Source organism: Pseudomonas sp. 15A4, assembly GCF_016925575.1.
Classification (GTDB): domain Bacteria; phylum Pseudomonadota; class Gammaproteobacteria; order Pseudomonadales; family Pseudomonadaceae; genus Aquipseudomonas.
On sequence record NZ_CP068986.1, the window covers coordinates 4,075,900 to 4,089,121 of the forward strand.

Annotated in this window: 7 protein-coding genes and 1 pseudogene; 4 read left to right on the forward strand and 4 right to left on the reverse strand. The window is 61.9% G+C overall.

Translation table 11 applies throughout. From position 1 onward, the window contains the following. Window positions 1–59: 59 nt before the first annotated feature. Window positions 60–5,268: pseudogene (locus JN403_RS17980) on the reverse strand (DUF4011 domain-containing protein). Between the two features lie 271 nt (window positions 5,269–5,539). Continuing rightward, window positions 5,540–6,592 carry a GGDEF domain-containing protein gene (locus JN403_RS17985; RefSeq protein ID WP_205483563.1) on the reverse strand — a complete coding sequence of 351 codons (1,053 nt, stop codon included), beginning with the start codon at window positions 6,590–6,592 and terminating at the stop codon, window positions 5,540–5,542. A gap of 263 nt (window positions 6,593–6,855) precedes the next feature. Here JN403_RS17985 and JN403_RS17990 point away from each other — a divergent pair, with 263 nt between their 5' ends. Then, the gene (locus tag JN403_RS17990; protein ID WP_205483565.1) at window positions 6,856–7,881 is read left to right on the forward strand and encodes a hypothetical protein; all 1,026 of its coding nucleotides are present in this window, start codon (window positions 6,856–6,858) and stop codon (window positions 7,879–7,881) included. Window positions 7,882–7,973: 92 nt separating this feature from the next. Here JN403_RS17990 and JN403_RS17995 read toward each other — a convergent pair whose 3' ends face one another. Then, window positions 7,974–8,273: a helix-turn-helix domain-containing protein gene (locus JN403_RS17995; protein ID WP_205487495.1), complete on the reverse strand. Its 300-nt coding sequence runs from the start codon at window positions 8,271–8,273 to the stop codon at window positions 7,974–7,976. Window positions 8,274–8,357: 84 nt separating this feature from the next. On the opposite strand from JN403_RS17995, the gene JN403_RS18000 reads away from it, so the two are divergent. Both JN403_RS18000 and JN403_RS18005 read left to right on the forward strand, forming a co-directional pair. Continuing rightward, window positions 8,358–9,449, forward strand: coding sequence for an NADH:flavin oxidoreductase/NADH oxidase (locus JN403_RS18000; protein WP_122537170.1), 1,092 nt, complete (start codon window positions 8,358–8,360; stop codon window positions 9,447–9,449). A 129-nt stretch (window positions 9,450–9,578) separates the two neighbouring features. Continuing rightward, complete coding sequence (locus JN403_RS18005) at window positions 9,579–10,457, forward strand: LysR family transcriptional regulator (RefSeq protein WP_205483567.1); 879 nt, start codon at window positions 9,579–9,581, stop codon at window positions 10,455–10,457. An 18-nt stretch (window positions 10,458–10,475) separates the two neighbouring features. Here JN403_RS18005 and JN403_RS18010 read toward each other — a convergent pair whose 3' ends face one another. Then, on the reverse strand, window positions 10,476–10,901 hold the full coding sequence (locus tag JN403_RS18010; protein WP_122537172.1) for a VOC family protein: 426 nt from the start codon (window positions 10,899–10,901) through the stop codon (window positions 10,476–10,478). A gap of 340 nt (window positions 10,902–11,241) precedes the next feature. Between JN403_RS18010 and JN403_RS18015 the strand changes: the two genes are divergently transcribed. Then, complete coding sequence (locus JN403_RS18015) at window positions 11,242–13,131, forward strand: methyl-accepting chemotaxis protein (protein WP_122625140.1); 1,890 nt, start codon at window positions 11,242–11,244, stop codon at window positions 13,129–13,131. Window positions 13,132–13,222 lie beyond the last annotated feature (91 nt).

A 13,222-nucleotide genomic window follows, 5' to 3' on the forward strand; every position in this document is an offset into this window, starting at 1 on the left:
GCAGTAAAGAGGCAAATGACGACAACCGCGAGCCATTGTCATTTTTCGCGTCGGACGGGTCAGCTGCCCACGACCAGCTGCCCCTCATCGCCCTGTTCGACAGCGACGTCCTGTCGGGACTGATCAAGCAAATCGTTCAGCGCAGCGTGCAGCTTTTGCAGAGCCCCTTCCTTATCCACCCACCAGTCGGTGGACCACAGCCTCAGCAGGTTCCAGCCCAGACCGGTGAGTATCGCCCCGCGGACTTTGTCCCGATCCCGAGCAGTGGCCGCGCTGTGATACGTGGCGCCGTCGCACTCGACACCCGCCAGGTAATCGCCGGGGCGATCCGGGTGAACGATGCCCAGATCGATGCGGAACCGTGACACGCCGATCTGCGGAACCACCTGCCAGCCTAGACGCCTCAGCCCTTCGGCGACGGCTTCTTCAAACGGCGAGTCATAACCGCCGACCGAGCCTTGAATCGCCTCGGCCAGCGCCTTCGGCCCACGCTGGGCGAACTCGATGAAATGCTTCAAATCGCGCACGGCGCGCGCATTGGTGCGGTTGAGGTCGATCATCGACGGCTCGAACGAGGTGAACACCAGCATTTCCCGCCGCGAACGGGTGATGGCGACGTTGAGCCTGCGCCAGCCGCCGTCCTTGTTGAGCGGCCCGAAGTTCATCGACATCACCGGCGCACCCGGTTCAGTGGGGCCGTATCCGATGCCGAGCATGATCAGGTCACGCTCGTCGCCCTGGACCGTTTCCAGATTCTTGACCACCACCGGCTCGGTCTGGGTGTCCTGGAAGAACGGCTCGATCTGCGGGTATTGCTTGCGGGCCGCGTCCAGCAGGTCGTTGATCAGCTTCTGCTGATCCGAGTTGAGTGTGATGATGCCGATGGAATACCCCGCTGCCACGAACGCAGGGTCGGTGAGGCGCTTGACGGTTTCATCGACGATGGCCTGGGCTTCGGCCTGGTTGTAACGCCCCTTGCCTTTCGCATACACGCCCTCGACCTTGCGCCATTCGACCGCACTGGCGCGGGTTTCCGCCGCCGGGAAAGTGATCAGGTTGCTGTCGTAGTAACGGTGGTTGGAGAAGGCAATCAGGCTTTCATGGCGACTGCGGTAGTGCCAGCTCAGACTGTGGCTCGGCACCCCTGCCCCCAGGCATTCGTCGAGGATGCTTTCCATGTCTTCGGCGGTGTCGTCGTCACCCGCGTTCGGGCCACGGTTAAAGAAGTTGGTCGGCGGCATTTGCCGAGGGTCACCGGCGATGATCACCTGCCTGCCCCGGGCAATCGAACCGATGGCGTCCCACGGCGCGATCTGTGAGGCCTCGTCGAAGATCACCAGATCGAACGGCGGCTGATCGGCGGGCAGAAACTGCGCAATCGACAACGGGCTCATGAGCATGCACGGCGCCAGGCAATTCAGCGCATCGCCCATCTCGATCGCCAGCTGGCGGACCGGTTTGTGTCGCCGAGACTTCTGCAACTCATGCTTGAGAATCGCAAAGCCGCTGCTTTTGGGGATGTCGTTCTTGGACGGAATCAGGCCGCAGAGTCTGGCGCGGATATAGCGCACCGTCAGCTTCGCCAGTTCGTCGTCCAGGCGCACGAAGGTGCTGATGTCGCTCATGTGCTCGGCCGTGACGAAATTACGCAGCAACGGTTCGCCGTCGATGCCTTGGGTCGCGAACCAATGGGCATAGGCCGTGACGAAGGTCTGCTCGGTGGCAGACGGCAACAGGCTGCCGATTTCCAGCGCCTCAGCCAGACGGGCAAGGCCTGCTTGCGCCGCCTGTTGGCGCACCCGGCACCAGTCGCACCACGCCTTGAGCTGTTCTTCCTGCTGCTGGATGGCGAGTGACGTCGCCCTAAGTGTCGCCACGCTCGGGGGCACTTCAGTACTTGTGCGCGCCAGCCCGGTGAACAACCCCGTGGCCGCCTCAACACGGGACAACGCCTGTTGCAAGGTTAAGCAGGCGGAAGCGAGTGGTCCATTCGACGCCAACATGTCGTTCGCGTCGATCACCAGACGCGCAACGGCGCCGCGCAAGGCAACCAGGTGTTCGGGGGATTCGGCCAACCCGATCAGCGTTTTGCGCAAATGCTCGGCCAGTGCCACGGCCTGCAGCGTGCGCACCGGGTCGCTCTTCAGGCCTTGCCAGCCAGGGATCGACTGCATGTCGCTGGCCAACCTGTCCAGCTCCACGAGCTGAGCCTGGAGGCGCTCAAAAATGGCGAGGTCGCCGACGGTGTCCGGCAGGCCCGCCGCGCCCCCAGGGAGGCGAGTGTCTTCGCGACCTTTTTCTTGGCGATCGTCCCCAGGAACCAAAACTTGCCCTCGGCTTCCTGCCATTCATTGCGCATTTGCGCGACCGGTACACGACGGCACGCCTCGTCGGCGTAATCCAGTGACAGGGTTTCTTCCAGCTCCCGATAGCTCTCGAGCAACTGGCAACTGCGCCGGGCCGCTTCGATACGTGCGGCAGCATCGGGGGCAAAGGCAAATGACAGGTTCAGGCCATGGGTTTCAAGGGTCAGGGCGATCAGCTCATTCAGTTGCCGAACCTGATCCACTTCAGCCACAGGCAGCGGCACGTGAGTCAGTGCCAGCAGCCGTTCGCTGGCCGCATCCAACTCATCAAGGGCCTGGGGCACCTCGCGGGCAACGCTGGCGATTTGAGCCTGCCAGGCGTTCGACCATTGGGTCTGCGCGAGAGCGCCAAACGCGCCGGACAGCTCGCGAGCGGCAGTGCCATTGAGGCCAAGGCGACGGGCGAGATCCAGCAAGCCGGCGTACTCGGCTCCATCGTGTTGCGTGCCGGTTTGCCAGGCCAGCCTTGGCGTCTGCGCACTGTGGTCGCGCACCACCCGACCGATCGACTGGTGCAGGGTCAAGCCGTTATCCCAACGTCGGTGAAGCACATCGACCAACTGATTGAGCCGTGAGCGCAGGGTCTGCAAGCGCGCGGCTTCCCGCTCCCATTCCTCGGCGCTCAACGCCTCACTCACGTCCCAGGCGCGGTCCAGTTGCTTGAGCACTTCAACCTTCGACGCCTTGCTGGAATGCAGCTCCAGACAGAATTCGCCAAGGCCCTTTTCCGCCAGGCGCCGAAACACCACGTCAAGGGCCGCGCGTTTCTCGGCCACGAACAGCACACGGCGGCCCAGGGCCAGGTTATGGGCAATCATGTTGGCGATGGTCTGGGATTTGCCGGTGCCGGGCGGGCCGTCCATGACAAAGCTGTGGGTGTTGGCCGATGCCACGACCGCCGCCACTTGCGAAGAGTCAGCTGGCAACGGCGCGAACAGCTGCGCAGGCGTGACGGTCGCATCCAGACGGTCGGGCCGGGGAATTCGGCGGAACCGGCAAAGCCTTCTCCTGCGGCGTCCGGGTCTAGCAGATGCTTGACCAAGGGGCTCTGCAGCAGCTGCGCCGTGTTGGCGTTCAGGTCTTTCCACATCAGGTATTTGGCGAACGAAAAGGTGCCCAGCACCAGTTCGGTGCTCACCTCGAAACCGGGAATATCGCGCACAGCCCGGCGCACCGTGTTCCAGATGCCGGCCACATCAATGCCGCTGCCATCGCTGGGCAGCTCACCGTCCAGCCCGGGGATCACCAGTTCGAAATCGTGGCGCAGCAATTCAAGCAAGGTCAGATTGAAACGCGGCTCCTCGTCGAGGAGGCTCAGCGTGACCCCGGACATGGCGCTTTTGCGCTCGAGTTTCACCGGCAGCAAAACCAGCGGGGCGGAATAGGTTTTCGGGTCGTCGGCGCTTTTCTTCCATTTCAGGAAGCCGATGGCCAGGAACAGCGTGTTGGCGCCGCCCTCCTCCAGATCGCTGCGGGCCTTGCGGAACAGATCAATCAGTGTGGCTTCCAGCTTGACCTTCTCCAGACTGGCAAGGACCTCGCCGCGTGCCAGCGCCTGACGGGCCACTTCGTCGACCAGACTTTCGTTGTTCTGCTGTTCATACAGGGCCTCATCGCGGCCGCTGCTTTTCAGATCAGGGACGGCCAGCACGCGGATGCGCTGGCCGCTGGAGAGCAGGTCTTCAAGGGCTGCCGGATCTGGGCACAGCAGACGCACACCCTTGGCGCTGTCCGGCAGGTGCAGCAGACGGTTGCGCGTGGTCAGGTCGAGCAACTTGCGCTGCCAAAGCGTCAGCTTTCCCGCAGGGCCCTCGGCGTCTTCATTGATCTCGACATCGAAGCCCGGCAGCGACGGCGCTTCCTCCAGCCCTTCCGCCACGGGCGGTGCTTCGTCCATCCCATCGACTGCACCGACGGCTGACACCAGCGCCATCGGACGAATCTTCTGCATCCGGGCGCGATGCACATCGATGGCCATGATGAACTGCTCATCGTTGAGCTCCCGTTCAGCGGCGGCCACCGCCCGGGAAAAACTCGGCGCGGGCATCTGGGTCGCCAGGGTCGTCTCGAACACCAGCATTTCTTTCAGATCGAGACGCTTGCGCACGGCCGATGCTTCATCGGTCAGCAACTGGGAAAACTCCTGAGGCTGCAACCAGACGCCGGCGAACGCGTGCCCCTTGGTCATGACCAGCAGGGCATTGAGTCCAGCCTGCTCCAGCGCGGCCGCAAACAGCAGCGCGGTATCGAGACAGGTCGCCACGCCGTTTTCCAGCACCACGCTCGGCGGTCTGATCTTCTGGCCTTGCTGCTCGAAGCTCGCCGGTGGCAACGCATAACTCAGTTGAAAGCTACACACCGCCGACCAGATGGCCGAAGCCAGCTCCCAGGTGCGCGTGCGCGATTTGCTTTCGTAGCCGTCGATGCCGTCTTTCTTGCCGGCACGGCGCAGCACTTGAGACGCGGCTTTGAGCACCCGGTCCACCGCAGGGTCATTGGGCATGCAAAACGCGGCGAGCAGTTCCGGCATGGCGCTCAAGCCGCCCCATTCGGTCCGGGCAAGCAGCTCGGTGGGGACGCGTTGCTCGACGAGGACGTTCTCGCCCTGGGACACGCGCATCACCACGTCGGCGTTGAGGCTTTCCGTCAGGCCGGCCAGGTAAGCGGCGTTCAGCTTGATGTCGCGATCGGAAATGCTGAGGCGATCACCGGGGTGGATACGGTCAATGTTCCAGCTTCGGCTTTCTACAAAATCCGGGTCGGTGCTCAGCGTCAGCACCAGGTCTTCGAGGGTGGTTTCTTCCTGGTTCCAGAGGCTCAATTCGCGGACAAGAGGAACGGCATTCTGGTGGGAGGCGAAGCCGATCTTGCGGGCGATCAGCGCGTCAATCTTGATGTTCATTCACAGGATCCTGAAACTACGAGCGCCGGCCCCATGCGGAGCGCGCCAAATGGCGCCTATAGTCCACGAGTAAGCGATGGTTGTGAATGTGTTTATCGATGTATCGGACCACCCGGCGCACGCTGGCGCCTTGCGGAAGGCCGAGCGCGGACTGGCAGCACGGCTTTAACCGGGAAGGCGTAGGTGGTCACTGCGCAAATCGATGGCGCCCGCAACGCCCTCTTCCTGGATGAAGCCGGTCCTGCCGACATCATGCGTCGTCGCACCGCACTTACTCCGCGAGCATGACCCTATTGCGCCCCTCCTGCTTGCCTTCATACAAGCGCTGATCCGCCCGGTTCAGCGCATCCCGGAAGGCCTCGCCATCCTTGAGAATGGCCACCGCAAGGGTCGCCGTCAGGGTCAGGCTCACCTGCCTGATCTCGCCGGCTTGCTCGCTGATGCGCATGAGTATCCGCTCGGCGATCAGCCGGGCTTCTTCGAAGGTGGTGTTGGGCATCAGCACCAGAAACTCTTCGCCGCCCCAGCGCGCGGCGATGTCGGTGGTACGCACGCACCCGGCGATGACGTCGGCCACCTGCTGCAACACCACGTCGCCCATGTCGTGGCCGTGCTGGTCGTTGATCTGTTTGAAATGATCTATGTCAATCAGCACCAGTGCCGTAGGGACCTCGCGTCGCCCGCCGCCCAGCTGGCGCAGGCGCTGCAGCACGCGCCGCCGGGTATAGAGGTTGGTCAGGCTGTCGCGGTGGGCGGAGTGGTAAAGGTTCATGTGCATCGACAGGTTGAAGCGCACCGACAATGCCGTGGCGTGCAGCAACAACGCCGTCGCGGTCAGCGCGTTGGCCGCACCGAACAGGTCCTGGACGTTTTCGCTGATGCTGACGACGGGCACTTTGTTGCGCATGAGGTACCCGCCCACCGTCACGACAAGCACCGCAGCGCTCAGGCAGCCGCGGCGCACCGGTGATGAATGAAAGCCGAAGGCAATGATCGGGACAATGCAGAACACATAGAGGTGGAAGTTGCTGTCCCAGCCGAGCCTCCAGGTGGCGATGGCGGCGTGGGCGATGATTTCGATGCAGATGAGCATGCCGGCGCATCGATACAGCCGGCGCTTGATTGCCAGCAGACACGAAATGTAGGCCATGACGCTCGCCGCGTTGGTGACCCACATCACGGGCAGGTCCACGATCAGGAACAACCCCAGCAGCAGCACGTGTATCGCGAACGCGATCTGCACGATCGGGATGATGTGTTTCCAGTATTCAACGGTGGCTTCGCGAGTGACCTGAGTGCGGTCATCGGCGGTAAGGGTATTCATCAGGCTGTCTCGGAAAAAATAAGTACGGTGGTATAGAAGGTAGCTAAGGACAGCGTCCGGGGTGACGCCATATCGCGACTGGGAATAGCGTTGATTCCAATTTAATCTGCTTGCAGACCTTTGAATCTTCAGCATTTTTAAAATTTAGGCATTTTGCCATCATTTTATTTTTCGCCCGTATAAAACTAATTAAAAAGCGCGAAGGTCATTGAAGTAAGCGCAAGGATTCTTGCGTTCAGTCAATGACTAAAGGAACTGCCGCCATGATTCGCGATGACCGAGTAACACCCGCTGGCTACGACGATCCCGTCTACCGAGGCACTGCTGTTGCCCCTTTGCTCAAACGTATTTCCTGGGGCGCCATTCTGGCCGGTGTGGTTCTCGCGCTCGTGGTCTCGCTGATGCTCAGCTTGCTGGGCACCGCCATCGGCAGCGCCAGCATTGATCCGCTGCAGGAAGCCGACCCGCTGGCGGGCATGGGCAAAGGCACCGGCATCTGGCTGGGTGTGAGTATGGTCATTTCCCTGTTCGTTGGGGGCTGGGCCGCCGGCCGGCTGGCCCATCGTGAGGGCGCCTTCCACGGTATTCTGGTGTGGGCCAGTGTTTCGCTGATCAGCGTTTACCTGGTGTCCAGCGCCGTGACCGGCGTCGTGCGAGGCGGTTTGAATCTGGCCGGCAGCGGCCTGTCGGCGGTGGGCAACGGTATCGCGCAAGTGGCCCCGGCCGTCGGCGGCAAGATTCAGGAGCAGCTGCGCGCTCAGGGCATCGACTTCAATCTGGACGATATCCAGGGTGAAATCGAACAAGCCATGCGTCAGACCGGCAAGCCCGAGCTGGACCCTAACCAGGTCAAGCAGGACGTCGCCACCACCCAGCAAGACGCTAAAAACACTGCACAACGCAGCGCGCAAGACCCACAACAGGCCGACGAGCAGCTGAGCGGCCTGCTCGACCGTCTGAAAGCCAAGGGCGACCAGGCGTGGGACGCCGCTGACCGTCAGGCGTTCGTCAACCTGATCAAGGCCCGTGGCAACAAGACCGACGCCGAAGCCAACCAGATCGTCGATCAGGCCCAGGCCAGCTACCGCCAGGCGTATGCCAAATATCAAGAGCTGAAAACCCAGGCCGAACAGAAAGCCCGTGAGGCGGCTGACGTCGCGGCGAAAAACATTTCCCGCGCCGCCTGGATCCTGCTGATCACTCTTGTGGTTTCTGCCCTGGTGGCAGCCGGTGCCGGTGCAATGGGTCGTCGTACCCAACCGGCAGCGAAAATCGTCGGCGCGGTCTAAGCGTCGCGCGTCACGCAAAAATGGCCCGATCCTGTGATCGGGCCATTTTCGTTGCGCGGGCCACTCTCCCCGTCCATCGGCAATTGCGAGGCTCAATCCTGAGACAGAATGCACCGCAGCAACCCCGGGAAGCGGATATCCAGCTCATCGGTGCGCAGGGAATTCATGTGCGTGGTGCCGACGTTGCGCGTGTGCACCAGGCCGGCGTCGCGCAAGACCCGGAAGTGATGGGACATGCTGGACTTCGGCCGACCGCCGTCGAGCTCGCCGCATGTGGCCTCGGCCACCGAGGAAAGACAGCGAACGATTTCGAGGCGTACGGGGTCACTTAATGCGTAAAGCAAACGCTCAAGTGTGAGTTCGGTCGGTAACGGATGTTTGAAGGCGCGCATGCCGCGCATCATAGCGAGGGGTTTCATTCTTCGCCATATTTCGAATACTATCGAACAAGCGAATTCAATCATCAGGAGTATTTCATGTCTGCATTGTTCGAACCCTTCACGCTGAAGGACGTGACCCTGCGTAACCGCATTGCCATCCCTCCAATGTGCCAGTACACGGCGGACGACGGCGTCATCAACGAGTGGCACCACGTTCACCTCGCGAGCATGGCCCGCGGTGGTGCGGGCCTGGTGGTCGTCGAAGCCACTGCCGTATCCCCTGAAGGCCGCATCACCCCGGGTTGCGCCGGCATCTGGAGCGACGAGCACGCCAAGGCGTTCATTCCTGCGGTGCAGGCGATCAAGGCAGCCGGCTCGGTTCCGGGCATCCAGATCGCCCACGCCGGCCGCAAAGCCAGCGCCAATCGCCCATGGGAAGGTGACGACCACATGGCCGCCGATGATGCCCGTGGCTGGCAGACCATCGCGCCCTCGGCCATCGCCTTCGGCGCCAACCTGCCGAAAGTCCCGCAGGAAATGACCCTGGACGACATCGCCCGGGTCAAGCAGGACTTCGTCGACGCTGCACGCCGTGCCCGTGAAGTCGGCTTTGAGTGGATCGAACTGCACTTCGCCCACGGTTACCTGGGCCAGAGTTTCTTTTCCGAACACTCCAATCAGCGCACCGATGCTTACGGTGGCAGCTTCGACAACCGCAGCCGCTTCCTGCTGGAAACCCTCGCCGCCGTGCGTGAAGTCTGGCCGGAAAACCTGCCGTTGACCGCGCGCTTCGGTGTGATCGAATACGACGGCCGTGACGAGCAAACCCTCACCGAATCCATCGAACTGGCGCGGCGCTTCAAGGCCGGCGGTCTTGATCTGCTGAGCGTCAGCGTCGGTTTCACCATCCCGGAAACCAACATCCCATGGGGCCCGGCCTTCATGGGCCCGATCGCCGAACGCGTACGCCGTGAAGCCGATATCCCGGTGACCTCGGCATGGGGCTTTGGTGATCCGAAGCTGGCTCAAGCCGCCGTGCAGAACGGTCAGCTGGACCTGGTGTCGATTGGCCGTGCTCATCTGGCAGATCCGCATTGGGCTTATTTCGCCGCCAAAGAACTGGGCGTCGAGAAAGCCTCGTGGACCCTGCCCGCGCCTTACGCGCACTGGCTGGAACGCTACCGTTAAGCGTGACGCGATACAAAATGCCGCCCATTGAGGCGGCATTTTTATTTGTCGGCGGCACTGGGTACTATCCGCTGCCGGCCGCCCGTGGGTGCGCCCTGCCCGATTTGAATTTCCTGCCAGGACCTGACGATGATCAGAGAGTTGAAAACCTTCGTCTGCGTCGCGCGCCGAGGCACCTTCGCGGCGGCCGGACGTGAGGTCGGGCTGACGCAATCGGCGGTCAGCGCGCAAATCAAGAACCTCGAGGATACCTTGGGCGTCGCCCTCTTCGATCGCACCGGCCGCGCCGCCAACCTCAACGCTGCCGGGCAACGCGCCGTGGCACTGGCCGACGAAATACTGCAGTTGTTCGGGCGCATGGGCAGCCCCGACAGCGCCAATGATTTCCGCGGCGCGCTGCGCATCGGTGCCATTAGCACGGCGCAGACCGGCATTCTTCCGCAAGCCCTGGTATTGCTGCGCAGCAAAGCGCCGTACATCGAAGCCAGCCTGGTGCCGGGGGTGTCGCTGAACCTGCTCAGTCAAGTGGACGCCGGCGAGCTCGACCTGGCGATCATGATCAAGCCGCCGTTCTCCCTGCCTAAAGAGCTGCACGCCGAGGTCATCGCCAAAGAACCCTTTGTGCTGATCATGCCGGCGAACACACAAGGCGACGACCCGCGGCAGATACTCAGCGACAACCCCTTCATTCGCTACGACCAGCGCTCGTTCGGCGGGCGCCGGGTCACGCAGTTTCTGCGCGAGCGCAAGCTTGAGGTGCAGCAAACCCTGGAGCTCGACGAACTGGACGCTATCGTCAAGATGGTCCGCGCCGGGCTCGGCGTGTCGCTGGTGCCCATGGCCGGGTTATGGCTGGAGCATGCGGAAGACGTGCGGATCATCGATCTGGGCGAGATGACGTTCTTCCGCGAAATCGTGCTGGTGAGCAAGTACCTGCAGCGGGACACGCCGCTGCTGGATCTGTTTCGCCGTTGCGTCATCGATGCCCTGGAACACCCGGCGGGCTGACCGCCACCTGGCAGCCGCTTATTTGGCGAAAAGCTGGCTCATGTCTTTGAACGCCTTGAATTCCAGCGCGTTGCCGCACGGGTCGAACAGAAACATGGTGGCCTGCTCGCCCACCTGGCCCTGAAAGCGGATGTAGGGTTCGATCACGAACTTCGTTTCGCGGGTGCGCAGACGCTCCGCCAGCGCCTCCCATTCTGCCCAATGCAGGATGATGCCGAAATGCGGGACCGGCACGTCGTGGCCGTCCACTGCATTGGAATGCACGGATTCCTGAGAGGTGGTTTTCGGGTGCTCGTGGATGACCAGTTGATGGCCGTAGAAGTCGAAATCGACCCATTGCTCGCTGGAGCGGCCTTCCGAGAGACCGAACACGTCGCCGTAGAAGTGGCGCGCGGCGGCGAGGTCATAGACAGGAATGGCGAGGTGAAATGGCGAGAGGCTCATGTGCGGGTCCTTGGTCTGGAGGAATACGGGTGGATTGTTGACTTAAACCACCCAAGGCTAAAGCGGATATTTTATCTGCTGAGCCCCGGGAATTTTGATCAATCGCGTCCGCCCTCGAGCGTTTCCGACACCTCGCTTCGGCCTTGATAACTGTCTCCAACTTATTGGGGCGCTTCTGAGGCTCACGCGAGTGAACGGAGCAATTCTCGACCGATTGTCTGATTCCATTCATATAAGGCCTCTTTTTGCCGCAAAGGCATCCATCTATCGCAGCGCCCGCCGATAGACCGGCAGACACAGCGTAATTCTTTCCCCGCAATTGCTTGAAGGCCCGTACGGCATGACAAAATCCCTGAAATTCAGCCACAAGATTCTGCTAGCGGCCTCGCTGGTGGTAATCGCCGCATTTACCTTGTTCACCCTCTACAACGATTATCTGCAACGTAATGCCATCCGGGATCAGTTAAGGGAAAGTCTGAACCAGATGGGCGAAAGTACGGCCGGTAATATTCAGAACTGGATGTCGGGACGCATCCTGCTCGTGGAAAACGTCGCCGAGGGCGCTGCCGTCTCGCCGTCGCCTGAAGTATTCAACCGCCTGCTCGGTCAGCCGACGCTGATCTCGACGTTCATGAGCATCTATCTGGGCAAGGCCGATGGCTCGTTCGTGACGCAGCCGCCCGACGACATGCCCGGCGATTACGACCCGCGCACCCGTCCGTGGTACACCGATGCACTGAAAGCCGGCAAGACCACGTTGACCGAACCCTACCTGGACGCCGTGACCAAGGGCCTGATCGTGACGATCGCCACGCCGGTCAAAGGCGCTTCCGGCATCGCCGGGGTCGCGGGCGGCGACCTGAGTCTGGACGTGTTGGTGAAAATGATTGGCGCGCTGCGCCTGCAGAACGACGGCCATGCCTTCCTGGTCGATGCCAATGGCCGCATTCTGGTGCATCCGGACACCTCGCTGGTGATGAAAACCCTGGCCGAGGTCTACCCGAGCGCGACGCCGCGTTTGTCCAGGGACATCAGCGAAAGCGAGCACGCCGGCAGGACCGAAATCATTACCTTTGCCCACGTTGACGGTCTGCCGTCGGTCAACTGGTACGTCGGCATCGCCGTGGACAAAAGCCAGGCCTACGCGGCACTGGGGGATTTCCGTAACTCGGCCATCGTCGCCACGATCATCGCCGTGGTCCTGATCATCCTGCTGCTGGGCGTGCTGCTCAACGTGCTGATGCGTCCGCTGAACACAATGGGCCGCGCCATGCACGACATCGCGGCAGGCGAAGGCGATCTGACCAAACGCCTGGAAATCCTCAGCCAGGACGAGTTTGGTTACCTGGGCAACGGCTTCAACCTGTTCGTGGAGCGGATCCATGACTCGATGCGCGAAGTGGCCTCCTCCACCGTGCAACTCAACGAAGTCGCGCTGCGCGTGGTCAGCGCGTCGAACTCTTCGATGCTCAACTCTGACCAGCAAGCCAACCGCACCAGCAGCGTCGCGGCGGCCATTAATGAACTGGGTGCTGCGGCCCAGGAGATCGCGCAGAACGCCGCCATGGCGTCCGGGCATTCCAGCGACGCGCGCAATATGGCGTCCAGTGGTCAGGCCGTGGTCGGTCAGAACATTCAGGCAATGAATCGCTTGTCGACCCGCATCAGCGGCGCCAGCGAGCAGATCGAACAGCTCAACACCAAGACCGCCAACATCGGCCAGATCCTTGAAGTGATCACGGGCATCTCCCAGCAGACCAATCTGCTGGCGCTCAACGCGGCCATCGAAGCGGCGCGCGCCGGGGAAGCGGGACGCGGGTTTGCCGTGGTCGCTGACGAGGTCCGCAGTCTGGCCCACCGCACCCAAGAGTCAGCGAGCCAGGTTCAGAAAATGATCGAAGAGCTGCAGCACGGCGCCCGGGAAGCGGTGGCGATCATGAATGACAGTCAGCGTGAGAGCCATGAAAGCGTGAGCATTGCCAATCAGGCCGGCACCAGCCTTGAAAGCGTGACGGTGCGGATCGGCGAGATCGACGCGATGAACCAGTCGGTCGCCACGGCCACCGAGGAACAGACCTCAGTGGTCGAAGCAATCAACGTGGACATCACCGAGATCAACACGCTGAACCAGGAAGGTGTGGAAAACCTGCAAGCCACCTTGCGCGCCTGTTCCGACCTGGAACGTCAGTCGGTGCGCTTGACGCAGCTGGTGGGCAGTTTCCGTATCTGAGGTCCGACGGGGCGCAGTTCATCGCAAATCCGACGCTTGATCGGGCAGTCCTTGCGAAAACAGCGCTCCGACGAAATGATGGCACTAAGAC

Excerpts from the sequence above, each read along its gene's own strand:
- JN403_RS17985 (WP_205483563.1), bottom strand. The coding sequence starts at position 6,592 with ATGAATACCCTTACCGCCGATGACCGCACTCAGGTCACTCGCGAAGCC.
- JN403_RS18015 (WP_122625140.1), top strand. The coding sequence starts at position 11,242 with ATGACAAAATCCCTGAAATTCAGCCACAAGATTCTGCTAGCGGCCTCG.
- JN403_RS17995 (WP_205487495.1), bottom strand. The coding sequence starts at position 8,273 with ATGCGCGCCTTCAAACATCCGTTACCGACCGAACTCACACTTGAGCGT.
- JN403_RS17990 (WP_205483565.1), top strand. The coding sequence starts at position 6,856 with ATGATTCGCGATGACCGAGTAACACCCGCTGGCTACGACGATCCCGTC.
- JN403_RS18005 (WP_205483567.1), top strand. The coding sequence starts at position 9,579 with ATGATCAGAGAGTTGAAAACCTTCGTCTGCGTCGCGCGCCGAGGCACC.
- JN403_RS18010 (WP_122537172.1), bottom strand. The coding sequence starts at position 10,901 with ATGAGCCTCTCGCCATTTCACCTCGCCATTCCTGTCTATGACCTCGCC.
- JN403_RS18000 (WP_122537170.1), top strand. The coding sequence starts at position 8,358 with ATGTCTGCATTGTTCGAACCCTTCACGCTGAAGGACGTGACCCTGCGT.